This is a genomic window from Sphingobium sp. Ant17, assembly GCF_000588875.1.
Taxonomy (GTDB): Bacteria; Pseudomonadota; Alphaproteobacteria; order Sphingomonadales; family Sphingomonadaceae; genus Sphingobium.
The window spans coordinates 117,680-142,607 of sequence record NZ_JEMV01000001.1 but is presented as its reverse complement, the minus strand read 5'-3'; the positions used below and the strand labels follow the sequence as shown (position 1 = coordinate 142,607).

Sequence of the window (24,928 nt, the reverse complement as noted above, 5' to 3'; positions counted from 1 at the left end):
TCGCTCAGGACGAACGGATCTATAGACCTATGGACGCCCTCTTCCTCAACCAGTTGTTCAACGGCGCGTCGCTCGCGTCGCTGTATCTGCTCGCGGCGCTTGGCCTGGCCCTCTCCTTCGGGCTGATGCGCGTGATCAACATGGCGCATGGCGAAATGTTGATGCTGGGCGGGTATCTCGCCTGGATGACATTGCTGGTGGTGCCTGGAGCGATTGGGATCATCCTGGCCATTCCGGTCGCCTTCATCGGCGCGGCGGCGATGGGCGGGTTGATCCAGTCGACGCTGATCCGCCGCCTGTCGGCACGGCCGCTCGACACGCTGCTCGCCACCTGGGGGGTCAGCCTGATCCTGCAACAGGGCGCGCGCGACCTGTTCGGCGCAGTCGGCGTCGAAGTGCGCGCGCCCGAATGGCTGACGGGCAGCTTCGTGGCGTTCGGCGTCACCCTGCCATCAGCACGATTGTTCATCATCGCGATCGCCGCGCTGGTGCTGGGTGCGCTGGCGCTCGTGCTGCTCAAGACCCGGATCGGGCTGCTGGTGCGGGCGGTCAATCAGGACCGGATGATGGCGTCGGCGACCGGCATCGATGTGCGGCGGGTGGACCTGACCGTCTTCTGCCTGGGTTCAGGCGTAGCGGGTCTTGCGGGTGTGATGCTCGCGCTGCTTGGCCCGGTGACGCCCAATGTCGGGCAAAGCTATATCATCCCTGCCTTCCTGGTCGTCGTGATGGGCGGGCTGGGCAGCATTGTCGGCACGACCGCGTCGCGATCATCCTGGGGCTGTTCGCCGCGCTGGCGCAGATTTTCGTCGATGTCAGCGTCGCGCAGATGTTGCTGCTCGTCTTCGTCATCCTTTTCATCCAGGTGCGCCCGCAAGGCGTCGTCGCCGTAAAGACCCGCCAACTCGATGCCTGATCTTTCCGCCCTCACCACGCGCTTCGCGCCGATCAAGCCAGTCTTGCCGTGGCTCCTGCTGGCGCTCGCCTTCGTCGCGCCGTTCGCGCTGTCGAGCTATGACCTCAACCTGCTCGCCCGCTTCATGGCGATGGGGATATTGGCGCTGGGCCTGGTCCTCATCTGGGGCCATGGCGGCATATTGAGCCTGGGGCAGGGAGTGTTTTTCGGCCTTGGCGGCTATGCCATCGCCATCCACATGAAACTGGCCGATCTGCCCGACGGCGAGATCCCGGACTTCATGGTGTGGAGCGGACGCGAAAGCCTGCCCCTCTGGTGGGAGCCGTTCACCAGCCCGCTCTTCACGCTGGCCGCGATCGTCATCATCCCGACTTTGGCGGGCGCGCTGTTTTCCTGGGCGGTGTTTCATCGCCGCGTGGGCGGCACTTATTTCGCGCTGATCACGCAAGCGCTGAGCCTCGCCTTCGCAACGCTGATCATCAGTCGGCAGGATGTGACGGGGGGCTTTAATGGCCTCACCGACTTCTATTCGATCTTCGGTGTGGGGTTGGCTAGTCCCGGCACGGGATCGGCGCTCTACTGGGTCACGCTGGCGGTACTGTGCGTCGCGTTCATCGCGCTGCGCTGGCTGCTGGCATCGCGCTTTGGCATATTGTTGCGGGCGTCGCGCGATGGCGAGAACAGGGTGCGGTTCCTGGGCTATAACCCGACGCCCTTCAAGGTGGCGGCCTTCGCCATCGCCGCGATGCTGGCGGGGATCGGCGGCGCGCTGTTCACGCTGCATGCGGGCGTCGTGTCGCCCGCGCTGATCGGCGTCGTCCCCTCGATCGAGATGGTGGTGTGGGTCGCGATCGGCGGGCGCTACAGCCTGGCGGGCGCAATCGTCGGCGCGCTGCTGGTCAACCTGGCGCGCGATGCGGTTTCGAGCGCTTTCCCCGAATTGTGGCTCTATCTGATGGGGGCGCTGTTCATCTTCGTCGTGACCTTGTTGCCGCGCGGGCTGGCGGGCCTGGCGAAGGGGAAGGCGGCATGAGCGGTTCGGCGGTTTCCGAGCTTCTGCTTAGCGTCGATGGCGTCACCATCGACTATAGCGGGTTCAAGGCGCTCGACGGTTTTTCGATGACGCTGAACCGGGGCGAGACGCGGGTCGTGATCGGTCCCAATGGCGCGGGCAAATCGACGCTGTGCGATACGATCATCGGCCGGGTGCGGCCAAGCGAGGGGCGGGTTGTCTTCAAGGGCGAGGAGATCCAGACCCTGCCCGAACAGGCGATCGTCGGGCGGGGGATTTGCCGCAAGTTCCAGGCACCCGGCGTGTTGCCGACCTTGAGCGTGCGCGACAATCTGGCGCTGGCGGCGCGGCGCGACCGGCGCTGGTGGAAAAGCCTGGGCACCGGCATTCCGGTGGAAGAGCGGGCGGCGGTGGAAGAGGCGCTGGAGGCAGTCGCGCTCACGCATCGCGCCGATGTGGAGGCAGGCACGCTGGCCCATGGTGAGAAGCAATGGCTGGAAATCGCGATGGTGATGGCGACGGGCGCGGAACTGCTGCTGCTCGATGAGCCGACGGCGGGCATGGGACCGGCCGAAACGAGCCGCACCGCGCAACTGATCTTGGGGCTGGGGGATAGCCGCACCGTGCTGGTAATCGACCATGATATGAGCTTCGTCGAGCAATTGGCCGCGCCGGTCACGGTGATGCATCAGGGTAAGTTCCTCAAGCAAGGCAGCGTGGCCGAAGTGCGCGCCGACCCGGAAGTGGCGGCCGTCTATCTGGGCCATACGGCATGAGCGCGCTGCTGGAGATTGCGGGCCTATCGAGCGCTTATGGCCAGAGCCGCGTCTTGTGGGACGTCGACCTGGCGTTGGAACGCGGGCAGGTAATGGCGTTGATCGGGCGCAACGGCGTGGGCAAGACCACCTTGCTGCATACGATCATGGGCACCCGGCCGGTGACGGGCGGAACGCTGCATTTCGACGGGCGCGACATGACCGCGATGCCCGCGCATGGCCGCGCGCGGGCGGGGATCGGCTTCGTGCCGCAGGGACGGCATGTGTTTCCGCAACTCACCGTCATGGAAAATCTCGAAACCGGCCTGTCGGCGCTGGCCGGGCGCGGCAAGCGCGGCGCCAAGGTGCCGCAGCATATTTTCGACCTTTTCCCCAAGCTGTGGGATATCCGCGGTCGGGCAGCAGGCTTCCTGTCGGGCGGCGAGCAGCAGCAATTGGCGATCGGCCGGGCGTTGGCGGGGGAGCCGAGCCTGTTGCTGCTCGACGAACCGACCGAGGGTATCCAGCCTAATGTCGTCCAGCAGATCGAAGCCGCGCTGGTCCATGTGCGCGACGAACTGGGCATGACGGTGCTGGTGGTCGAACAATATCTGGATTTCGTGTGGCGCTTTGCCGACCGCTATTGCGCGATGCAGAATGGGCGGATCATCCGGCAGGGCGCGATCGCCGACGAGAGCGCGAAGGACGTCGCGCATTTGGTGCAGATTTAATCCTCCCCGGCACGGGGAGGATAATCAGCCGCCCGGTTCCGCCAACGCGATGTCCATGTCGGCGAGCGCCAGGCGCAGCAGTTCCGCCATGCCCGCCCGGGCGGCTGCCGTGTCGCGCGCAGCGATCGCCTGGTAGACGGCGCGATGGTCGGGCAGGGGGTCGCGGGGCAGCAATTTCTTGCGGTGCTTGAAGGTGGTGGTCCAGCTTACCGCCGCGCCGACCGAACTGGCCAAGGCTTCGAGGGCATCATTATGCGTCGCGGCCAGGATCATATTGTGAAAGCGCTGATCGGCGGCGCGGCCTTCGGGCGTGGAGAGACCATAGCGGCCCATCTCCGCAAGCGCGGCCTCCATCACCGCGAGCTGATCGTCGGTGCGGCGTCGTGCCGCGAACTCCGCTGCCGCCGGTTCTATGACGCCGCGTAGTTCGAACAGGTCACGGATGAAGTTGGCGTCCGGCTCGCCGGCAAACATCCAGGCGAGCATTTCGGGATCGAGCACGTTCCAGCGATTGCGCGGCAGGACGCGGGTGCCTGCCTTGGGCCGGCTTTCCAGCATCCCCTTGGCGATGAGGATGCGGACAGCCTCGCGATAGGCGGTGCGGGAAACACCGAGGCGGTCGGACGCCTCGATCTCACCTTCGAACAATTCACCGGGCTGGTGGCGGCCGGTGAGTATGGCGGTGCCCAGGTCGCGGGCAATTGTTTGGTGGATGCGCAGCCCGCTCTCTTCCGACCCGACCTTGCGCCCACTGTTCACAATTCCCGCTCCCGTTTCTAATCCTCGAATACAGCCGTAGGGCAATGCCGCCCGCAAAGGAAGGCGTCGGCCACAAGACGGAGCGGCGCGGTGTCGGCGTCGATCGCGCGGGATGCGACCAGATCGACGAAACGGCGATACATGGCGGGATATTCTTCGTCGGGAGCTTTCAACTGCACTTCACCGTCCAGCCGCAGCGTGTTGCCGCCTTCGGACAGCAACAGACTACCATTGTCGGTGTCGACGGCGATGTCCCAGGTCTGCGGCCCGGTCTGACGCCAATCAAACACAGTGTCGATCGGTGCGCCCGACGCGGTCGCCATGGCGAGCGTCGCGCCGATCGGGGCGTCCTTGTTCGACGGCACTTCGAGACTGGCGGACAGGACGGTGACGGGTTCGGGGACGATTTCGGTCAGGATCGACAGGGCGTTGATGCCCGGATCGAACACGCCAAAGCCGCCTGCTTCCCAGATCCAGGGCTGGCCAGGGTGCCAGTGGCGAACATCCTCGCGCCATTGGATCGAAATGCGTTCGATCTTGCGCTGCGCGATCCAGGCCTTGGCCTGCGCCACGGCGGCGGCATAGCGGCTATGCCAGCTGGCATAGAGGGTGACATTCTGATGCTGCGCCAGCGCGATCAACGCCTCTACTTCAGAGACGGTCGCGCCGGGCGGCTTTTCGAGGAAAACATGTTTGCCCGCCAGCAACGCCTGCCGCGCCGCATGATAGCGGGCCTGCGGCGGCTGGCACAAGATCACGGCGTCCAGATCAGGTTCGCCCGCCAGCATCGCGCCGAGGTCGGGGTAATTATTCACCCCTTCCCCCTGCGCGTTGCGGCTGGCGACGGCCACTAGATCGATGCCGTCGGTCTTTGCCATCGCGGGCAGGTGCTGGTCGCGCGCGATTTTACCCAGCCCTACCAGACCTGCCCGGATGCTCATGCAGCAGCGACCAGCTTACCATCGACGCGGCGCGTCAGGCTGAGCGGGTTGGCGTCCTGCAAGGCGGCTGGCAACAGCGCGTCGGGCACGTCCTGATAGCAGACAGGGCGCAGGAAGCGCATCATCGCCAGCGTGCCGACCGAGGTCGAGCGACCATCGGCGGTCGACGGGAAGGGACCGCCATGCACCATGGCATGGGTCACCTCGACGCCGGTTGGCCAGCCGTTGGTCAGGATGCGGCCGACCTTGCGCGACAGCACGGGGAGCAGCTTGGCGGCATCCGCATTGTCGGCTTCGGTCAGTTGGAGCGTCGCGGTCAGCTGGCCTTCGAGACCGGCGATGGTCGCGATGACTTCCTCGATGCTGCTGCATTTGATCAAAACGGACGACGAACCGAACACTTCTTCGGCCAGAAGCGGATTGGCCCCGAAGGTCGCCGAATCGGTCGCGAAGAAGGCGGCCTGGCCACGGTTGCAGCCGTCCGCTTCGGTGCCACGAGCAACGGTCGTGACGCCATCTGCGCCGGACAGGGCAGCGACGCCCTTTTCATAGGCTTCGTGGATGCCGGGCGTCAGCATGACCTGCGGCTGGGCGCCGGACATGGCTTGGGCGGCGGCGGCGACGAACTTGTCGAGGTCCGGGCCATCGAGGGCGATGACGAGGCCAGGGTTGGTGCAGAACTGGCCCGACCCCATGGTCAGCGAGCCGACGAACGCCGTGCCCATGGCTTCGGCGCGATCCGCCAGAGCGCCGGGGAGCAGGACGACAGGGTTGATGCTCGACATTTCGGCATAGACCGGGATCGGTTCATTGCGGTCCGCCGCGATCTTCATCAGCGCAACGCCACCGCCACGCGATCCGGTGAAGCCGACCGCCTTGATACGGGGATCAGCAACCAGTGCGCCACCCAAAGCGCGGTTTGCGCCGGGGAGGTAGGAGAAGGTGCCTTCATGCAGGCCGCAGGCCTTGACCGCCGCCTGGATGGCGCGGGCGACCAGTTCGCCGGTGCCGGGATGGGCGCTATGGCCCTTGACGATGACGGGCGAACCGGCAGCGAAGGCCGATGCGGTGTCACCACCGGCAACCGAGAAGGCGAGCGGGAAGTTGGATGCGCCGAACACCGCAACCGGGCCGACCGAATGGTTGACGCGGCGCAGATCTGCACGGGGAAGGGGTGCGCGGTCGGGCATGGCGGGGTCGATCGTGGCGTCAAACCAGTCACCGAGTCGGACATAGCTGGCGAACAAACGCAGCTGGCCGACGGTGCGGCCACGCTCGCCTTCCAGACGGGCGCGCGGCAGGCCGGATTCGGCCATGGCGGTTTCGATCAGCAGGTCGCCGATGGCGACGATATTGTCCGCAACGGTCTCCAGGAAGGTAGCGCGGGCATCGGGTGCCAGGGTCGAGAAGCTGTCGAACGCGGCGTCGGCCAGCTTGCTGGCTTCTTCGACTTCGGCGGGCATGGCGCTGGAGAAGGCGATGTCGCCTTTTTCGCCGGTCGCCGGGTTGATGGCGTAGAAAGTCTCTCCGCCCTGACGCTCGTTTGCGCCGATGAGGATGGCTCCGTTGAACATGGGATTCTCCTGAAATTCAGTCAGATAAGGTCAGCATCGTTCCCCGGCATAAGCCGGGGTCCAATGCTGACCGTGGGGCTGGACACCGACTTGCGCCGGGGGCCAGTTAATGATTGTCGCGCGGCAGGCCCATGGTCTGGGCAATGCGCTGATATTTTTCCGCGCCTTCAAGGATCGCGCCGGTATCCATCTGGCCAACGACCGATCGCTGGATTTCCTGCCAGGGCGTTTGCGAAGCGGGATATTTGAAGCCGCCAGCGGCCTCCAGCTTTGCGCGCCGCTCAGCCAATTCCTCGTCCGAAATCAGCACGTTGACCGTGCCGGTGTTGAGATCCATGCGCACCCGGTCGCCGGTTTCGAGCAGCGCGAGGCCGCCCATGGCCGCCGCTTCGGGCGAGGCGTTGAGGATCGACGGGCTGCCCGACGTGCCTGATTGGCGACCATCGCCGATGCAGGGCAGGGCAGAAACGCCTTCGGTGATAAGATAGGCAGGGGGGCGCATGTTTACAACTTCGGCCGCGCCCGGATAACCGATCGGCCCCGCGCCACGCATGAAGAGCAAGGTCTGGTCAGTGATGCCGACCGAGGGATCATCGATGCGGTGATGATAATCCTCTGGCCCGTCGAACACGACCGCCGGGCCTTCAAAGGCATTGGGATCTTCGGGGTTGGACAGGTAGCGATCGCGGAATTCCGGGCTGATGACGCTGGTCTTCATGACGGCGGCGTCGAACAAATTGCCCGACAGGACCAAGAAGCCGGCATCTTCAACTAATGGCTGATCGAAGGGGCGGATGACCCTTTCGTCTTCAATCTCCACGCCGCGGCAATTGTCGCCCATGGTCTTGCCATTGACGGTCATGACGCCCTCGTGGATCAGCCCTTGCGCGATCAGCTGTGCGACCACGGCGGGGACGCCACCGGCACGATAATAATCCTCGCCCAGATATTCGCCCGCAGGCTGGAGGTTGACCAGCAACGGGATTTTGTGACCAACCGTTTCCCAATCCTTGAGCGGCAGGTCGACGCCGACATGGCGGGCGATCGCGGCGAGATGGATCGGCGCGTTGGTCGACCCGCCGATGGCGCTGTTGACCATGATCGCATTATGGAAGGCGTCGCGGGTCAAGATGTCGGAGGGCTTCAGATCCTCGGCGACCATTTCGACGATGCGCTTGCCGGTCAGGTAAGCGACTTCCTGGCGATCGCGATAGGGGGCCGGGATCGCGGCCGAACCCGGCAGCATCATGCCCAGCGCTTCGGCGAGCGAGTTCATGGTCGATGCCGTGCCCATGGTATTGCAATAGCCGGTGGACGGGGCGGACGAGGCGACCAGCTTGATGAAGCCCTCATCGTCGATCTTGCCCGCCGCGAGCAGTTGGCGCGCCTTCCAGACGATCGTGCCCGAACCGGTGCGCTCGCCCTTGAACCAGCCATTGAGCATCGGGCCGACCGACAGCGCGATGGCGGGGATGTTGACGGTTGCAGCCGCCATCAGCAGCGCCGGCGTGGTCTTGTCGCAGCCGGTGGTCAGGATCACGCCGTCGAGCGGATAGCCGTAGATTGCTTCGACAAGGCCGAGATAGGCGAGGTTGCGGTCAAGGCCGGCGGTCGGGCGCTTGCCCGTTTCCTGGATGGGATGGACCGGAAATTCGAGCGCGATGCCGCCCATTTCGCGGATGCCATCGCGCATGCGCTCGGCCAGGACCATATGATGGCGGTTGCAGGGCGACAGATCGCTGCCGGTCTGGGCGATGCCGATGATCGGCTTGCCGCTGCGCAGTTCGTCCAGGCTGAGGCCGAAGTTCAGATAACGCTCCAGATAGAGCGCGGTCATGTCGATATTGTCGGGGTTGTCGAACCATGCGCGGCTGCGCAATTTGGGGGCGGGCTTGGACGAATCGCTCATTGGGGCATCCTGACGAGAAAAGGCATGGCGCTTTTTGCGCGCTCATCATGTCGATATACTCATACAAATACAGTTTCAAGCGTACATGCGATCGGCAGCGCAAATTTGGCGGTGGTTTGGGGGAAAGATGTCATCTGGCGGATCATCGGCGGGCCTGCCCATTTGTCCACTCGATGCGCTCTTGAAACGCGCCAGGCATCGGCGCATGGACCGGCCATGACCGCGACCTTTCCCCGATCGTCCGCCGCGCCCGCGCCGCGCGCCATCGCCCGCTGGCTGCTATCGGTAGCGACGCTCGTTTTCATCATGGTCGTGGTCGGCGGCATCACCCGCCTGACCGAATCCGGCCTGTCGATTACGCAGTGGAAGCCGATTACCGGGGCCATCCCGCCGCTGACCCAGGAACAATGGAATGAGGCGTTTCGCCTCTATCAGCAGATCCCCGAATATCAGCAGATCAACCGGGGCATGAGCCTCAATGATTTCCAGTTCATCTTCTTCTGGGAATGGGCGCACCGATTGTTGGGGCGGCTGATCGGCGTTGCCTTCGCGCTGCCTCTGCTGTGGTTCGCGTGGAAGCGCGCCATTCCGCAGGGCTATGGCTGGCGGCTGGTGGCGCTGCTGGCGCTGGGCGGGTTGCAAGGAGCGATTGGCTGGTGGATGGTGCAATCGGGCCTGTCGGAACGCACCGACGTCAGCCATTATCGGCTGGCCGTGCATTTGTTGACGGCGTTGTTCATCATCGGCGGGCTGGTGTGGACGGCGCTTGACCTGTTGATGCTCGCGCGGGACCGCAATGCGCGCCCGGCAACGTTGCGGCCCTTTGCGCTGGTCGTACTGATCGCGCTGTTCGTGCAATTGCTGTTCGGCGCATTCACTGCCGGGCTGGATGCGGGCTATGTCGCCAACACATGGCCGCTGATGAACGATCGCTTCGTGCCCGTCGGCATTGCCTGGATGGGTTCGCTATGGGCGACAGTGTCGAGCGACCCCTATCTGGTCCATTTCATCCATCGCTGGTGGGCGTGGGGTGTCGCGGCATTGGCGATCCTGCTGGCGCGGCGGGCGAAGCGGGCGGGCCAGCGCGGAGCGTCGATCGCGATCAACGCGAGCGTCGGCACGCAAGTCCTGCTGGGCATAGCCACGGTGATGAGCAGCATCGCGCTGCCGCTTGCGGTTCTGCACCAGGCGGTCGGCGCGATCGTCGTCGCCGCCATGGCCTGGGGCGCGCATAGCATTGGGCGGCGCAGGGGGTAAGGCGAGAGGCTTTAGGGCTGTTCCGCCGTCGCTGCATTGGCGGCGGCTGCTGGGGCGGCGTCCGGAGTTGCAGCGCCCGCAGTCGGCAATAAGCGCAGGCTGCGCAACAGCGCGTCCGATATGCTCTGATATTGTTCGCTCAGCATTTCGGGATAGACGAAGGTGGCGGTTACGATCGATCCGTCGGGCTGGCGCAGCAGGCGGACGGCGACATTATTGCCTTCGCCATCATTGGCGGTGCCGCGATATTCATTGTCGCCGATGAAATCGCCATCGACCCCTTCGGCGCCATCGCTGACGGTCTCGACAATCTGTTGCAGCGTCTGGTCGCCGTCATTCTTCTGCCAGAAGACGCGCACATCCGCGCCTGCACCCGGATCTTCATAGACGATGCCATCGGCGTTGCTGGCACCTTCATCCTTCACCCAGCCTTCGGGCAGCGTAACGGCAAAGCCGCGCGCCGCATTCACATAATTGAGCGAGTCCAGACCTTCGTCGCTCTGCTGCGCGGCAAGCGCTTCGGCAGCGGCGGCATTGGCGGCGGCCGCCAACTCCTCCTGGCTCGGCATATCAGCGACCGGCTCAGTGCGCCCGCAGGCGGCGAGCAAGAGGAAGGGCAGGCAAGCGGCGATGGGAAAACGGTTCATACCCGTTCCAAAGCATAGGCGCGGCGATAATTCAACGACATTGCCCAAAAGGAGGCGACAGGACGCCATGTTCGCCGGTCAGGCGGCGCTGTCGATGCCCAGTTCGGCCAGTTTACGATAGAGAGTCGATCGACCGATCCCCAGGCGTCGAGCGACCTCCGTCATGCGGCCGCGATAATGGCCGATGGCGAGGCGGATGACATCGGCTTCGATGTCGGCGAGCTGGCGGACATGACCGTCGCCTTCGAACAGGGTGATGCCTGCGCCATCGCGATGCGGTTGATTGGCGGCCCGCGAGCGGACGGACAAGCGATCGAGCGGATCGCCGGCCTTGATCTGGGCTGCTATCTGCGGAAAATCCTGCGGCGTCAGGGCGTCGCCGTCGCACAGCACAGCGGCGCGGAAGAGCGCATTCTGCAGCTGGCGGACATTGCCGGGCCAGCCATGCTGCATCAGCAGCGCGAGCGCATCGTCGGTGAGGCCGAGGCCACGCAAGCCCGGCTGGGTAGCGATCCGCGTCAACAGGTGACGGCACAGTGCCGGAATGTCGCCCATCCGTTCGCGTAACGGCGGGATGGTGAGCTGCACGACGTTGAGGCGATAATAAAGATCTTCCCGGAAGCGTCCGGCCTCGATCTCTTCGACCAGTCTTTTGTTGGTGGCCGCGATGACGCGCACATCGACATGGATCGGGCGGCGAGCGCCGATCGGCTGGACTTCGCCATCCTGCAGCACGCGCAGTAGCTTGACCTGCGCATCGAGCGGCATCTCGCTCACTTCGTCGAGGAAGATGGTGCCCATGTCGGCGCTGGCGAACTTGCCGACATGCCGGTCGAACGCACCGGTGAAGGCGCCGCGCTCATGACCGAACAGTTCTGATTCGACAAGGTTGGCGGGTATGGCACCGCAGTTGACGGTGACCATCGCCTGTTTGTGGCGGGGCGAAGCGGCGTGGATCGCGCGCGCGATCACATCCTTGCCGACGCCGCTTTCCCCCTCGATCAAGACGGGCACGCGGGCGCGCGCTGCCTTGGCCGCGATGGCGAGCGCGGCGCGGAATTGCGGCGCGGAGCCGACGACATCCTCGAAGGAGAGGGGGGCGGTGATTTTTTCGGTGAGCGGGCGCAGTTCGCCGTCGCTGCCATCGGTCAGCGTGGCATTAAGCGCGGCGAGCAGGCGTTCGGGTGCGATCGGCTTGGAGAGATAATCGGTGGCCCCGGCCCGCATGGCATCGACCGCGACCGCGACATTATTATGAGCGGTCAGGATCAGGATCGGTAAAGCCGGTCGCCGCGCACGAATTTCGCCCACGAGACCGGCGGGCTCATAGTCCGGGCTCCATTGGTCGAGGATGATCGCGTCGAGTTGCATGCCGTCCTGCGTGCCAAGCATCGCGATGGCGGTTTCGCCGTCTCCAGCGAAGATGGTGCGCCAGCCCGCACGCGCCGCCAGCGCCGATACCAGCCGCCTTTGCGCCGGTTCGTCGTCGATCAGCATCAGCATAGGTATGCCGTCGCGCGCCATTAACACCCCTCAATTGCAACAGGAGACCGATGGTAAAGGCACAGAGTAAAGACGCGCTTAACCGCGAAAGATTTTCTTACAGCCCGGCGGGTTGAGAGGGGGGCAGGTTAGGGATAAGAGGTTGGCCTGATTTTACCGCAAGAAGGGGACCAGTCATGACCAAAGACGGCAATATTAAGGACGCGACGCAAACATATTCGGGATTTGTCGGCCTGATGAAGTGGGGCACGATCGCATCGGTCGCCGTTGCCGCGATCGTGGTGCTGCTGATCTCCAGCTAGGTCGCAGCGACGAACAGGAGGGGATGCCATAATAATGAAAATAGCAGTGGTGAAAGAACAGGCAGCGGGTGAAGCCCGTGTTGCCGCGACGCCGGAGACGGTGAAGAAGTTTATCGGCCTTGGCGCGCAGGTTGCGGTCGAGGCGGGGGCCGGGCTGACGGCGTCGATCGCCGACGCAGACTATGCAGCGGCGGGCGCGAACGTGGCCGATCGGGCCGCGACGGTCGCAGGCGCGGATATCGTGCTGGGCGTGCAGGGACCGGACGTCGCCAGCCTGTCCGGCGCGAATCCAGGTGCCTGGATCGTGGCCGGGCTCAATCCGTTCGGTGAGCGGGCGCGGGTCGATGCCTATGCGGCTGCCGGCTATGAGGCGCTGGCCATGGAGTTCATGCCGCGCATCACCCGCGCGCAATCGATGGATATCCTATCGTCCCAGTCCAACCTGTCAGGCTATAAGGCGGTGCTGGATGCCGCCGCCGAATATGGCCGAGCCTTTCCGATGATGATGACGGCGGCGGGCACGGTGTCGGCCGCGCGTGTCTTCATCATGGGCGTCGGCGTGGCAGGCTTGCAGGCGATCGCCACCGCGCGGCGGCTGGGGGCGCAGGTCAGCGCGACCGATGTGCGCGCCGCGACCAAGGAGCAGATCGAATCGCTGGGGGCCAAGGCAATCTTCGTCGAGAAGGTCGCGGGGATCGAGGGCGAAGGCTCTGGCGGCTATGCCACCGAAATGTCCGACGAATATAAGGCTGCGCAGGCCGAACTCGTGTCGGCGCATATCGCCAAGCAGGACATCGTCATCACGACCGCGCTCATTCCCGGGCGGCCCGCGCCGCGCCTGATCAGCGACGCGCAGATCGCGACGATGAAGCCGGGCAGCGTGATCGTCGACCTCGCGGTCGAGCAGGGTGGCAATGTCGAGGGCGCTATGCCGGGCGAGGTGGTCGTGCGTCATGGCGTCAAGATCGTGGGGCATCGCAACGTGCCATCGCGACTGGCGGCGGACACGTCGGCTTTGTTCTCGCGCAACCTGTTCAACTTCCTGTCCGCCTTCTGGGACAAGGACAAGAACGCGCCGGTGCTGGACGAGGAAATCGGCAACGCCATCCGCCTGACGCAGGGCGGCAAGGTCGTGAACGAGCGGCTGCTCGGCTAGGGGAATCGCTTTTTCGCGCCCTGCGCGTTTAGGCCAAACGTCCCGCAGCCAAATCGGGACGAACGGGGAGTAGGATGATGGACTTTATTTCCATCCTGTCGGTTTTCGTGCTGGCGTGTTTCGTCGGCTATTATGTGGTGTGGTCGGTGACGCCTGCGCTGCATACGCCCTTGATGGCGGTCACCAACGCCATTTCGTCCGTCATCATCGTCGGCGCGCTGGTCGCGTCGGCGGAGGCGGGGAGTGCGGCGGCCAAATATCTGGGGCTGCTCGCGGTCGTCTTTGCATCGGTCAACATCTTCGGTGGCTTTGCGGTCACCGAGCGGATGCTGGCGATGTACAAGAAGAAGGAGCGCAAGTGATGCATGAGATCGCACAGATCCCATGGGGCGTGAGCCTGGCCTATCTGGTCGCGGGCGTCCTGTTCATCCTGGCGCTGCGTGGGCTGTCCAGCCCGGCCACCAGCCGTCGCGGCAACCGCATGGGTATGATCGGCATGGCGATCGCCGTCGCCACCACGCTCTACACCCATGATGTGGTGAGCCTGCCCGAAATCATCGCAGCCATCGCCATCGGTGGCGGCATCGGCTTCATCATCGCGCGGCGGATCGCAATGACGGACATGCCGCAGCTTGTCGCGGCCTTTCATAGCCTCGTTGGCATGGCCGCCGTGCTGGTGGGAGCTGCCGCCTATCTCAATCCGGGCGCGTTCGGGATTGTGGATGCCGTAACCGGCGAAATCCACGGCGCGAGCCGCATCGAAATGGGGCTGGGCGTCGCGATCGGCGCGATCACCTTCTCCGGCTCGGTCATCGCTTTCCTGAAACTCAACGGCACTATGTCTGGCAAGCCGATCATGCTGCCGGGGCGCCATGTCATCAACCTGGGCACGCTGGCAGCGATCCTGGGGCTGATCGGCTATTTCGTGACCGACCAGAGCCCATGGGTCTTCTGGACGGTAACCATCTTGAGCTTCATCATCGGCTTCCTGCTGATCATCCCGATCGGCGGGGCGGACATGCCGGTCGTGGTGTCGATGCTCAACAGCTATTCAGGCTGGGCCGCAGCTGCGATGGGCTTTACGCTGGGCAACAGCGCGATGATCATCACCGGCGCGCTGGTCGGGTCGTCGGGCGCGATCCTGTCCTACATCATGTGCAAGGCGATGAACCGCAGCTTCATCAGCGTGATCGCCGGTGGTTTTGGTGCCGATGCCGGGCCGTCGGGCGCGGGTGGGGCAGTGATCGACCGTCCCTACAAGCGCGGGTCGGCCGAAGACGCCGCCTTCCTGCTCAAGCAAGCGGAAAGCGTGATCATCGTGCCGGGTTATGGCATGGCGGTGAGCCAGGCGCAGCATGCGCTGCGTGAAATGGGTGACCTGCTCAAGAAGGAAGGCATCAGCGTCAAATATGCGATCCATCCGGTCGCGGGACGCATGCCGGGGCATATGAACGTGCTGCTGGCCGAAGCCAATGTCGGCTATGATGACGTGTTCGAGTTGGAGGACATCAACAGCGAGTTCGGCCAGTGCGACGTCGCCTTCGTCATCGGCGCGAACGACGTCACCAACCCGGCGGCCAAGACCGATAAGACGTCGCCCATTTACGGCATGCCGATTTTGGACGTCGCCAACGCCAAGTCGGTGCTGTTCATCAAACGCTCCATGGGTGGGGCCGGTTATGCCGGTGTCGACAATGAAGTCTTCTACATGGACAATACCATGATGTTGCTGGCCGATGCCAAGAAGATGGTGGAGGATATCGTCAAGGGGCTTGCCGATTAAGCCAGGCTTCCCCTAACCAGTGTGAGGACGGCTGGGCGACCGCTCGGCCGTCCCTTTTTTATTGCGGGGCAAGGATATCAGATGCGCAAGATCGGCCTGATCGGGGGAATGAGCTGGGCATCGACGGCCCGCTATTATCAGATCATCAACGAAGCGGTGCAACGGTCCCAAGGTGGGCTGCACAGCGCACCACTCGCCATCGAGAGCCTGGACTTTGCAGGGGTGGCGCAATGCGTGTCGGACGACGACTGGGATTGCGCGTCCGTACCCCTGGTGTCGGCGGCGCGGCGGCTGGAGGCGGCCGATGCCCAGGCGTTGCTGATCTGCGCCAATTCCATGCATCGCGTTTATGACCGGGTGCAGGCGGCGGTATCTATTCCCGTCATCCACATCGCCGATGTCGTGGGGCAGGCGATGCAGCGCGACGGCATTACCGCCGCGGCGCTACTGGGCACGCGTAATGTGATGATGGAGAAATTCTACCGCCAGCGGCTGGTGGGCTATGGCATGTCATTGTTGCCGCCTGATCCTGCGCTCGCCGACCGGATCAATCACATCATGTATGAGGAATTGTCGGCGGGACGGATCAACAAGGAGTCGCAGCGCTTCATGAAGAGCGCGCTGACCGACATCGCCAAGCAGGATGTACAGGCGGTGGCGCTGGCCTGTACCGAGCTGGAAATGATCGTCGACGTGAAGGCCAATGTGCTGCCGATCTACGACTGCACCAGCATTCATGCGATGGCGGGGGTGGATTTCATCCTGGGGTGACATAGGAAACGGAGCGCACGGCAGACGATAGGCTGCATCTATATCAGTCTTCCAATGTCGGGTCGGCTGATCCATCATCCTGGTCAATCGAAAATCGGATCATATCGACGCACCCTGTCGTGCCATTTTGCGATGGCGATTTGCGCGCGGACCGGACGATCTGGACGGCCTGTTGCCCGAACGCGGCGGCTGGTTCGCTAAGCAGGACGCGCACATTGCCCGGCTCTCCCCATGGTGCGACATCATAGGCGATCGCCGCCCATCCCTCGATCGCGCGCCGCCGATAGGCTGACGGATAGACGAGTCTGGGCTTGGTTGCCCAGGCCAGGTCCGCAGGACAATTGCTTCCGATGGGCTTGAGGCTGGCCGGGTCGGGACGCGCCGGTGCCGCTATCGTCCCGGGCGTGCGCCAATAGGGATAAAGGCAGCTTTTGCGCTCTCCCGGGGTAAAGCGCGAAGCCTTTATGGCTTTCATCGAAGCGGCATCCAGCGCATTATTCCCCGTGCTTTCGGCCACGCGCAGGTTCACGGGTTGCCCCTTGGCATTGAGGTCATAGCCAATCATCGACCAGTCCCGTACGCCAGGCGTTGCGGGCAGCGCATTGAAATCGGGGAAAGCCCGGTTGCGTACAGCCGGACGCGGCCTGTCGAAACAGGTCGACGGGGCGGGAGCCATCTGCTTCCAAGCCTCGGGCGGCAGGCGACCCGACAAAGGCGAGATGCTGTAGGCCATCAGGTCGGCCGCGGCCGCTTCATCGATCGGCGTGGCCTGCGCGGTGAATGCGATGGCGCAATCGGATCGCGACGATTGAGGGGGGAAGCGTGACGCGGCAAGTGACGCGGCGACATCGTCATAAGCGGCCTGGCCCAAGGCGGCCGCACCATCCTGAACGATCGACAAGGGGCGTCCCTCCGCGTCGATCCGAAAACGATAGCGGCGCGCTGGCGCCTCGTGCCGGGACGAAAACGCCAGTGTGGACAATGGCTGACGTATGACGAGGGCGGTAACGGCCTGTCCGCCACACCGGACGTCCCCCGCCGTCCACGTCACTAAATGCCGTTGCGCATTCGCCCGATGATCCGTGACGACGGGTGGGGGCGGTGGTGGTGGCGAAGATGCCAGGGCTTGCCCCCGGCCCGAGACGAGAAGCGCGGCGGTGCCGAGGCAGATAAGCAGGGTTCTCATGTGCAAAGCCTATCCCGCAGGCATGACGCTTACAAGACAGGCTATCCTCGACCTCGCCGCCATGTCGCTAGCGCGTCGGTGTCCAGGTCTGCGTCTTGCACAGGAACGCGATACAGCCTTGCACCTTCAAGGTGCCATTGGGGTTGCGATTGATCTTGGACTTGTAGCTTTTGCCGCTTTCGGGATCGTAGATCGTCCCTTTCCAAATGTCGCCCGCATCGGAAAAGCCGGTCAGCAGGGGCAGGCCCACCAACGAGCGCGAGCGTAGCGCAGGATCGCTATTTTCCACGTCGGTAAGTGGGCGGCCAGGCGTGGGCTTGAGGATTTTCTCGATCTTGCCGCACAGGCTTTTGCCGCAAGGGGCGATGTGGACGATGGCCTTGCCATCGACGGTGGTCCAGCGGCCGGTCACCGGCTGGGCGGCCTGGGCGGGCAGGGTCGTGACGGCGGCCAACGTAGCGATGGCGAATGCGATGCTCTTCATGCGATCCTCTCTCTTGTCTTGAAACGAGAGATAAGCGGGATGCACGGCACCCGCCACCGCCTTTTACGGCGGAAGCGGGCGCATTGGCAGGAAACGCTACGGCATCGGGCCGCACGCTATCGCGATTTTTTTAGAAGGCCTCGCTGATCGAGCAGGCCGCCGGGCCGAGGATGACGACGAACAGGGTCGGCAGGATGAAGAGGATGAGCGGCACCGTCATGATCGCGGGCAGACGCGCGGCCTTTTCCTCCGCGCGCATCATGCGTTCGTGCCGGAATTCGGCCGACAGGACGCGCAACGCCGACGCAAGCGGGGTGCCATATTTTTCGGTCTGGACCATGGTGGTGACCACGCCCTTGACGGCGTCCAGCTTGACCCGGTTGGCAAGATTTTCAAACGCCATGCGCCGTTCGGTGAGGAAGGACAGTTCGATGGCGGTGAGCTGAAATTCGTCGCCCAGTTCGGGATAGGCCTTGCCCAGTTCGCGCGCCACCCGGTTGAAGGCGGCGTCGACGGTCAACCCGGCCTCGGCGCAGATCACCAGCAGATCGAGCGCATCGGGCAGTCCTTTGCGGATCGCGGCGGAGCGCTTGGTAACCTTGTTGTCGATGTAGAGGTCAGGCGCCTTATAAGCGAGGATAAGGGTGATGGCGAAGGCGAAGAAGCGCTTCATCGGCCCCCATTCGGGCTGAATACCCACGACATAGAGCAGGACCACGGCCAGCCCGCCGATGATGATCGGCATGAACATCCGGCCGAAAATCACCGCGACGGCCAGATCCTTGGACCGGATGCCTGCCTGGGCCAGACGGATCTGCGCATCCTTGAGCTGATCATCCTGCAAGACCTTCAGGCTCGACAGGAAGGATCGCATATTGTCGGTCGTCTGGTTCTTCTTGACCAGGCTGGCGCGGCGTTTGCCGGTCGAGGCCGTGATGCCGGCTTTCAACTGTTCGCGCCGTTCATTAAGCGCCTTGACCCGCTTGGCCATCGGGTCGCGCACCGTCATCACGGCATATAAGGCAAAGAGCATGGCGAGCGTCGCCAGCGCGGCGAGCAACGTGCCGACGTCGGTGGCGGTCAGGCCAAACAAAGTGCCGGCGGGGGCAGGGGCATCCATATCTTTTCTCCCTTCCCTATCAGATTTCGAAACTGACCATCTGGGCCATGATGAACGCGCCGATGCCCATCCAGCAAAAGCCCCCGATACCCACGACCTGCATCAGCGACAGTCCGAAGAGGCCGGCAGGGTCCGGCGTGAAAAAGGGGCTCATATAGTCGAAGTTGATGTAGCAGATCATCGCGAACACCAGGAACGGCAGCGACCCGATGATATAAGCCGACGCCTTCGATTCAGACGACATGGCGCGGATCTTGAGCTTCATCTGCGCGCGTTGCCGCAGGACCGTCGCCAGGTTCGAAAGAGTCTCGGCAAGATTGCCGCCGGTTTCCCGCTGGATCGACAGCGTGATGACGAAGAATTGAAACTCGGGCGTGCCCAGGCGATCGGCCGTTTCCTGCAACGCCTGTTCCATCGACCGGCCAATCTTGATCCGTTCGGTGATGAGCTTGAACTCTTCGCCTACCGGGCCGGGCACTTCGCTCGACACGATGCCCAGCGTCTCGGCGATCGGCAGGCCCGAACGCAGGCCGCGTGTCAGCAATTCCAGCGCGTCGGGGAATTTGGCGTTGAACTGAGCGATCCGTTTGTTGATCAGGCGACCGATCCACCAATGGGGTAGGAAAAGCCCGGCGGCAAGACCGACCATCAGCGCCATCAGCGGCGGAAAGCCGCGCAGCATCAGCAAGGCGGTGATGCCCAGGAACAGGAAGGCGCTGGCCGTCATATATTGGCTGAGCGTCCATTTCTTGCCAGTCATCTTGATCCGTTTGGTCAAGTTTTCCGGGTTGGGAATGAGCGACACCAGCATCTTGGCTTCGACCGTGGTGGAGCGATTGGAGATCGCCTTGCGCATGCGCGCTTCCAGCAGGGCTTCGGCCGAATCGCTGTGACGGCCGCGGATCATCGCGACGCGGCGCTTGCGTGCCTTTTCCGGTGAAGGACCGGCAAAGGCGACGACGGCTAGGCCCATGAGGGTCGCCATCAGCACCATGATCAGGATGAAATTGCCGTCCATTACCTACCTGTCCTTCGTGGGCCGACGCCGCCACCGGGCGGCGTGCGTCGTCAATCTTCCAGCGCGCTCGCCTTGTCCTTGCGTCGTGACATCAGGGCTCTGAAGTCGATCTTGCCGAGCAGGGAGTCGCTCTTTTTCGCGGCCGCTTTGCCACCGGATGGGGCATAGTCTGCCTGCGCTGCGCCCACTATCTCTTCGAGCAGGCTGTTGCAGGCCGCACCCACCTTGCTGCCCTTGGCGGTTTCGGCCAGCGTCTTGCCGAGCTTTGCCGCCTGGGACGCGACCCGCAGGTCAAAGGGAATGAGGACATCGACCTTGCGTTCGATCGACTGTTCGAAATCCTTGCGGCTGATTTCCGGGGAGCCGGGATGGACGCGGTTGGCGACGACGACGACGCGGCTGTTGGGTGCATTGGTCTTGAGCCAGGAGAGAATGCGGATCGTGTCGCGTGCCGATGCCAACGTCAGCTCCGTGACGAGCATCGTGACCTGCACGTCGCTGATCAGATGCGGATGCTGGATCAACATGGCGCGCGGCAGATCGACCACGCTGCATTCGAAGACCGATCGGAACTCCTCCAGCAACTGGTAGAAAGCGCCGCCGTCTGTCAGCATCGGCTGGCTGATCGGCGCTTCGGCCGACAGGATCGCCAGCGTGTCGCTCGCACGGACCATGGCACGTTCGATGAACAGCCCGTCGATACGGCTGGGATTTTCGATCGCGTCGGTCAGGCCGCGGCCTGGTTCCAGATCCAGCGCCAGCGCATCGGTGCCGAAATGCACGTCCAGGTCGAGCAGCGCGGTCGTGTGCTTCTTCTTGTCCGACAGCAGCCAGGCCAGCGAGGTGGCGAGGCTGGATGCGCCGACGCCGCCGCGCGTGCCGATGACGGCAACCGCCATATGCGGCCGTTCAGGCGCAGCGTCGCGCGGGGCCATGAAGACCGCCTGCGCATTGGCCAGCGCATCGCGTAACTGATCCGCGCCAAAGGGCTTCAAGAGATAATCCTGAATGCCGCTGGCGACGAGATCCCGATACAAGCGTACATCGTTGACCTGGCCCGACGCGATCACGACGGTGCCGGGTTCGCATACTTCGGCAAGGCTGTTGATGTCGTTGAGCGGATCGCCGCTTTCGGACATATCGACGAACAGGATTTGCGGCGAGGCGGTGATCGACAGGCTTTGGACCGCATTGCGCATCCCGCCCTTGCTGACCTTTTCAGGCGCCCAGCCCATTTCATTGGCGACCGCGCGGATCATGTCGAAACTGTGATCGTCGCAGACGAAAGCGTGAAACGGATCACGCGGACCGGCCGCGCCGGGTTTCCAGGGTGCGTTCATCTTATTCGCCTCCCGGCGTCATTTGCTTGAGTTCACCCGCGCCGGTTGGCGGCTTTTCGCGGTAGGTCGTGATGGCCCGGTTGGACGTCGCGGTGCGCAAATTGCTGTCGGTGCCCTGGCCCCGGACCAGATCTTCGGGATTGGCGACCATCGCGGCGAGATTGCTGTTCACGCCGCAGCCGTAATTGCTGGACGCGCCCAGGTTCATTTCGCTTTCCTGCTTGGCCGACCAGTCGGGACAGCCCGGTACGCTGGCCGTCGCGCGACGCACGACGAGGCGGATCATGCCCTGCGGCGCGACGCCTGCGGCGGCCGAACTGTCGCTACCGACCAGCAGTCCACGGCGCGCGGCGATATCGGCGATGCCGTCGTGCAGTGCGGGGCCATAATAGCCGTCCGACACGATTGCGACCTGGTCGCCATAGCTGAGGGCGATGGAGGTGAACCAGTCGTCCAGACGCCGCGATTCGGCTGGCGTCAGCGTGTCGCCCACGCCAGCCTGCACGTCATAGGTATAGGCCGCATAGCTGACGACCGGCTGATGCACCGAATCCACGCTGCGGTTCTGGCTGTCGGTCACACAGGCGGTGAGCGGGAGCGCAAGCAGAGCCAGCGCGCCAAGGGTCTTGAGCGACAGACGGGGCGGGAGAGGGGAAGTCATGTCTTTGGTCCTTCCGTCAGAAGCTGAAACCGGGAGCGGCTACGCCGGATTTCCCGGCCTTGCGGCTATCGGCATTGGCCACGACCGGGGCCGGCGTTGCCATGGCCTGCGGGCCGGGGGTCGGAATGTTGCCACCGGGTGCGCGGGTCGGCATGGGCGCGCGGGCGCCGCTGATGCTGTCATGGCTCTGTTGCAGCAGCAGACCCTGGCCGACATCGGCGTTGCGGAAGCCATCGGTCGGCAGGCGCACGTCCGATGCGTTCATCGGCTTCACCAGATAGGGGGTGACGACGATGACCAGTTCGGTCTCGCTCCGCTGGAACTGGCGCGACTTGAACAGGCTGCCCAGGATCGGGATGTTGCCGATGCCGGGCACCTTGTTGATGCCGTTGCTGGTTTCATTGTTGAGCAGGCCAGCGATCATGAAAGCCTGGCCCGACCCGAGTTCCACCGTTGTCTCCGCAGTGCGGCTCTTGAGCGCGGGGACATCGGCGTTCAGCGTGAAGTCGAGCGTCGATACGGTCGGGCGAACCCGCAACGAAATACGGCCGTCGGCCAGCACGGTCGGAGTGAACGCCAGTTGCACCCCATATTGTTTGAATTCGATGCTGTTGCCCTGCTGGCCATTATTGATCGTATAGGGATATTCGCCGCCGGCCAGGAAACTGGCGGTTTCACCCGACAGCGCGGTCAGGTTGGGCTGCGCCAGCGTGCTGGCGAGGCCGCTCGATTCAGCAAGGTCCAGCGCACCGGCAATATCCATACCCAGGATGCGAGCGACGCCGCCGAGGCTGTATCCACCGTCCGTTGGGTAATTGAAGTTCCAGAAACCTTCATCGCGGTTATATTCAGCAAAAGCGCGGGTGCCCCCACCACTCATGCCGCTGACGCTGTTGCCTGGCCCTACACTGCTATCGACGGTGGCAAAGTTTGTCCCGATCTTGTGGCCGACATCCTTGGAAACTTCGGAAATCCTGACCTGAAGCATGACCTGCAACGGCGTCGCCATGCGCAGGCGGCTGACCACGGTCACATCCTTGCCGACGAAGGCCTGCGTCAGCCGTTCGGCTTCGGCGGCATCCTCGGGTGCCTGGATCGTGCCGGTCAAAAGGACCATGCCGTTCATCTTGTTGACCGCGATGATCGCGCCCGGCATCGCGAGGCGAAGCATGTCGTCGATACTGGTGAGGTTGTTGCCGACGCGCACCGTGCCGGAAAACAGCACCTTGCCGTTGGTCGCGGTTGCAAAAACTGTGGTTTCGCCCGGCTTCTTGGCGATCAGATAAAGCTGGTTCTGCGAGCGGATATGGACATCGACCACGCCGGGGTCGCCGATCACGACGTCGGACATTTTGGCACCCAGATTGACGACCCGGCTGCCGCCGACCGACATCAGGATGGCATTATCCTGTTTGCTGGAAGGCGCCGCGTTGACGGCCGTGCCGGGGACGGCGGTTGCCGCGATGGCAAGGCCGATGGCGATGGCCGGGGCGGCCAGCGGCTTGACCGCGATGCGCCGTGCGAAGCTGTGCATGGTCTTCATCTTACTTCCCCCCGACCGGAACTTCGGTCACATTGGTGCCGCGGGCCACGCGGACGACCGGGCCTTTGAACGGGACAGTGCCCATCGGCGCGCCGTTCGCAGCCGCCATTGGCGATATCGGCGCTTCGGCCTTGGCGGGAACGGAGCTGCGCTGGTAGCGCGAGACGTCGGCACCTGTGGAATAGGTGGCACCCCGATCGACCGGACGCGAGGCCAGCTTGGCCAGCAGCGCCTTTTCAGCGCTCGGGCTGGTGCCATCGGGTAGCTCGACATCCGTGCCGGCGATCGCGGCATCGAGGTCCGAGGAACTGTCAGCGAGCGAGCGCAGCGATAGCGACAGCGAGCCGACCGTCTGCGCCACGGCGATCTTTTCCGCGATCTTTGGCGTCACTTCGATGGTGACGTTCGAATAGGTCTGGACCACGGGCTTGCCGTCTTCGCCCATCGCATCCATGCGCTGGTCGGTGGCGAGCACGCGGATGTTGCGCAGGATGGTTTCCGATACGCGGAGCGGTTCGCCATCGCCGCCGCCCGTGACGCTCTGGGTCAGGACGAGGTCGATGCGATCGCCAGGGAAGACGAAGCCTGCGACCGAGCTTTGCGCCGACACGGGCACGGTGACGGCGCGCATCCCAGCGCCAAGCGCGGCGGCCAGGAAACCACGGTCGCCCGGCTTGACAAGGCCGCCCTGGGTCAAGGGCTGACCGGCGGAGATGGCGGTGCGCACGACGCTGCCCGCCAGCTTCACGGGGTCGGCCTGCCCCTTGAGATAATAGGCCTGCTCGATCAAATCTTTGGGCCAGGGCTGGAAGCGGAAGCTTTCCGCGTCGAGGATGGTGCCGACCGGCAACGCCTTGGTGGCGACCAGCACATGGGGTTGATCCGCTTCGGTCGGCATCGCCGAGGCGGTGGCCTGTGGCGTGCTGGACGAACTCAACATGTTGCGTGCAAGCAAGGCCGTGGTGACTGCTATGATAAGCGCCCCCACCAGCAGCACGATCTTCTTGGCATCCATGACGAAATTCGCCTCCCTTAAGCGGCTACACTGGCCCCAGTGCCCACTCATCATGCAAATTGGTTAATATATTGTTGGCCACGGTAGCAGCCACAGAGCGGCCAGTGAGATCGCTACGCCATAGGGTATCTCGGGCTGGCCCAGCCGCCGGGTCATGCGATGGTGGATTACCGTCACGAGCGTCACCAGGCCGCCCAGCAACGCCATCAGCACCAGCAGCGAAATGACCGCCTGCCACGGGAACCAAAGCGCCAGCGCGGCGAGCAGCTTGACGTCGCCGCCGCCCATCATGCCCATAGAGAACAGGGCGGCAAAGAGAAGGAAGACCACGCCGCAGACCAGCAGTTGAACCGCGACGCCAGGCCATAGGTCCAGGCCGCAGGCGATCCACCAAAGCGGCGCCAGCGCGGCAATGGCGATATTCAGCCGGTTGGAGATGATCCGCGCGCGCAAGTCGGTGATCGCCGCCGCAATCAACAGCGCGCTCAAGGCGACGATCAGCGCCAGCCGGAAATATTCCCCTAACATTGGCACTATTCCCTAGA

General features: G+C 63.9%; 24 protein-coding genes and 1 pseudogene. 10 read left to right on the top strand and 15 right to left on the bottom strand.

Annotated elements, in window-relative coordinates:
- The first annotated feature begins 29 nt into the window (after positions 1–29).
- From urtB to urtE, 4 genes are read left to right on the top strand one after another with little or no spacing between them, the layout of a single operon-like run.
- Complete coding sequence (gene urtB, locus BF95_RS00615; protein WP_235209494.1) at positions 30–893, top strand: urea ABC transporter permease subunit UrtB; 864 nt, start codon at positions 30–32, stop codon at positions 891–893.
- A gap of 15 nt (positions 894–908) precedes the next feature.
- Entirely contained in the window at positions 909–1,949 is a 1,041-nt protein-coding gene (urtC, locus tag BF95_RS00610; protein ID WP_051519784.1) for an urea ABC transporter permease subunit UrtC, read from the top strand.
- Positions 1,946–2,704, top strand: coding sequence for an ABC transporter ATP-binding protein (locus BF95_RS00605; protein WP_043148637.1), 759 nt, complete (start codon positions 1,946–1,948; stop codon positions 2,702–2,704). Before urtC ends, BF95_RS00605 begins: the two co-directional genes overlap by 4 nt.
- The gene (gene urtE, locus BF95_RS00600) at positions 2,701–3,414 is read left to right on the top strand and encodes an urea ABC transporter ATP-binding subunit UrtE (RefSeq protein WP_043148636.1); all 714 of its coding nucleotides are present in this window, start codon (positions 2,701–2,703) and stop codon (positions 3,412–3,414) included. Before BF95_RS00605 ends, urtE begins: the two co-directional genes overlap by 4 nt.
- A 24-nt stretch (positions 3,415–3,438) precedes the next feature.
- Here the strand turns inward: urtE and BF95_RS00595 are convergent, their stop codons facing one another.
- From BF95_RS00595 to BF95_RS00580, 4 genes are all read right to left on the bottom strand, one after another.
- A complete protein-coding gene (locus BF95_RS00595) occupies positions 3,439–4,173 on the bottom strand; it encodes a FadR/GntR family transcriptional regulator (protein ID WP_043148635.1) in 735 nt (244 codons plus the stop codon).
- Positions 4,174–4,190: 17 nt separating this feature from the next.
- On the bottom strand, positions 4,191–5,114 hold the full coding sequence (locus BF95_RS00590) for a Gfo/Idh/MocA family protein (protein ID WP_043148634.1): 924 nt from the start codon (positions 5,112–5,114) through the stop codon (positions 4,191–4,193).
- On the bottom strand, positions 5,111–6,688 hold the full coding sequence (locus BF95_RS00585; RefSeq protein ID WP_043148633.1) for an aldehyde dehydrogenase (NADP(+)): 1,578 nt from the start codon (positions 6,686–6,688) through the stop codon (positions 5,111–5,113). The genes BF95_RS00590 and BF95_RS00585 overlap by 4 nt, the downstream gene beginning before the upstream one ends.
- 106 nt (positions 6,689–6,794) lie before the next feature.
- On the bottom strand, positions 6,795–8,597 hold the full coding sequence (locus tag BF95_RS00580; RefSeq protein ID WP_043148632.1) for an IlvD/Edd family dehydratase: 1,803 nt from the start codon (positions 8,595–8,597) through the stop codon (positions 6,795–6,797).
- A 216-nt stretch (positions 8,598–8,813) separates the two neighbouring features.
- Between BF95_RS00580 and BF95_RS00575 the strand changes: the two genes are divergently transcribed.
- Positions 8,814–9,854 (top strand): COX15/CtaA family protein, encoded by a 1,041-nt coding sequence (locus BF95_RS00575; RefSeq protein WP_043148785.1) that lies wholly within the window; start codon positions 8,814–8,816, stop codon positions 9,852–9,854.
- A gap of 11 nt (positions 9,855–9,865) precedes the next feature.
- Here BF95_RS00575 and BF95_RS00570 read toward each other — a convergent pair whose 3' ends face one another.
- Both BF95_RS00570 and BF95_RS00565 read right to left on the bottom strand, forming a co-directional pair.
- Positions 9,866–10,501: a hypothetical protein gene (locus BF95_RS00570; RefSeq protein WP_043148631.1), complete on the bottom strand. Its 636-nt coding sequence runs from the start codon at positions 10,499–10,501 to the stop codon at positions 9,866–9,868.
- Positions 10,502–10,579: 78 nt separating this feature from the next.
- Positions 10,580–12,025: a sigma-54-dependent transcriptional regulator gene (locus BF95_RS00565; RefSeq protein ID WP_043148630.1), complete on the bottom strand. Its 1,446-nt coding sequence runs from the start codon at positions 12,023–12,025 to the stop codon at positions 10,580–10,582.
- Positions 12,026–12,180: 155 nt separating this feature from the next.
- Here BF95_RS00565 and BF95_RS00560 point away from each other — a divergent pair, with 155 nt between their 5' ends.
- The 5 genes from BF95_RS00560 to BF95_RS00540 all read left to right on the top strand — a co-directional run bounded on the left by BF95_RS00560 (position 12,181) and on the right by BF95_RS00540 (position 16,016).
- On the top strand, positions 12,181–12,306 hold the full coding sequence (locus BF95_RS00560) for an aa3-type cytochrome c oxidase subunit IV (RefSeq protein ID WP_043148629.1): 126 nt from the start codon (positions 12,181–12,183) through the stop codon (positions 12,304–12,306).
- Positions 12,307–12,340: 34 nt separating this feature from the next.
- A complete protein-coding gene (locus BF95_RS00555) occupies positions 12,341–13,462 on the top strand; it encodes an NAD(P) transhydrogenase subunit alpha (RefSeq protein WP_043148628.1) in 1,122 nt (373 codons plus the stop codon).
- A gap of 77 nt (positions 13,463–13,539) precedes the next feature.
- Positions 13,540–13,824 carry a proton-translocating transhydrogenase family protein gene (locus BF95_RS00550; RefSeq protein WP_006950157.1) on the top strand — a complete coding sequence of 95 codons (285 nt, stop codon included), beginning with the start codon at positions 13,540–13,542 and terminating at the stop codon, positions 13,822–13,824.
- A complete protein-coding gene (locus BF95_RS00545) occupies positions 13,824–15,245 on the top strand; it encodes an NAD(P)(+) transhydrogenase (Re/Si-specific) subunit beta (protein WP_043148627.1) in 1,422 nt (473 codons plus the stop codon). The genes BF95_RS00550 and BF95_RS00545 overlap by 1 nt, the downstream gene beginning before the upstream one ends.
- Positions 15,246–15,326: 81 nt before the next feature.
- Positions 15,327–16,016: an aspartate/glutamate racemase family protein gene (locus BF95_RS00540; protein ID WP_043148626.1), complete on the top strand. Its 690-nt coding sequence runs from the start codon at positions 15,327–15,329 to the stop codon at positions 16,014–16,016.
- A 43-nt stretch (positions 16,017–16,059) separates the two neighbouring features.
- Here BF95_RS00540 and BF95_RS00535 read toward each other — a convergent pair whose 3' ends face one another.
- From BF95_RS00535 to BF95_RS00495, 9 genes and pseudogenes are all read right to left on the bottom strand, one after another.
- Complete coding sequence (locus BF95_RS00535; protein WP_081763972.1) at positions 16,060–17,202, bottom strand: TonB family protein; 1,143 nt, start codon at positions 17,200–17,202, stop codon at positions 16,060–16,062.
- 67 nt (positions 17,203–17,269) lie between these two features.
- Positions 17,270–17,686, bottom strand: coding sequence for a DUF2147 domain-containing protein (locus BF95_RS00530; protein ID WP_043148625.1), 417 nt, complete (start codon positions 17,684–17,686; stop codon positions 17,270–17,272).
- Positions 17,687–17,816: 130 nt separating this feature from the next.
- Positions 17,817–18,806: a type II secretion system F family protein gene (locus tag BF95_RS00525; RefSeq protein WP_043148624.1), complete on the bottom strand. Its 990-nt coding sequence runs from the start codon at positions 18,804–18,806 to the stop codon at positions 17,817–17,819.
- Between the two features lie 19 nt (positions 18,807–18,825).
- Positions 18,826–19,824, bottom strand: coding sequence for a type II secretion system F family protein (locus tag BF95_RS00520; protein ID WP_043148623.1), 999 nt, complete (start codon positions 19,822–19,824; stop codon positions 18,826–18,828).
- A 50-nt stretch (positions 19,825–19,874) separates the two neighbouring features.
- The gene (locus BF95_RS00515) at positions 19,875–21,164 is read right to left on the bottom strand and encodes a nucleotide-binding protein (RefSeq protein ID WP_043148621.1); all 1,290 of its coding nucleotides are present in this window, start codon (positions 21,162–21,164) and stop codon (positions 19,875–19,877) included.
- Position 21,165: 1 nt separating this feature from the next.
- Entirely contained in the window at positions 21,166–21,825 is a 660-nt protein-coding gene (locus tag BF95_RS00510) for a CpaD family pilus assembly protein (protein ID WP_043148620.1), read from the bottom strand.
- A gap of 16 nt (positions 21,826–21,841) precedes the next feature.
- Positions 21,842–23,359 carry a type II and III secretion system protein family protein gene (locus tag BF95_RS00505; RefSeq protein ID WP_152542516.1) on the bottom strand — a complete coding sequence of 506 codons (1,518 nt, stop codon included), beginning with the start codon at positions 23,357–23,359 and terminating at the stop codon, positions 21,842–21,844.
- A 10-nt stretch (positions 23,360–23,369) separates the two neighbouring features.
- On the bottom strand, positions 23,370–24,383 hold the full coding sequence (cpaB, locus tag BF95_RS00500; protein ID WP_043148618.1) for a Flp pilus assembly protein CpaB: 1,014 nt from the start codon (positions 24,381–24,383) through the stop codon (positions 23,370–23,372).
- 50 nt (positions 24,384–24,433) lie between these two features.
- Positions 24,434–24,911 (bottom strand): annotated as a pseudogene (locus BF95_RS00495) (A24 family peptidase).
- Between the last annotated feature and the right edge of the window lie 17 nt (positions 24,912–24,928).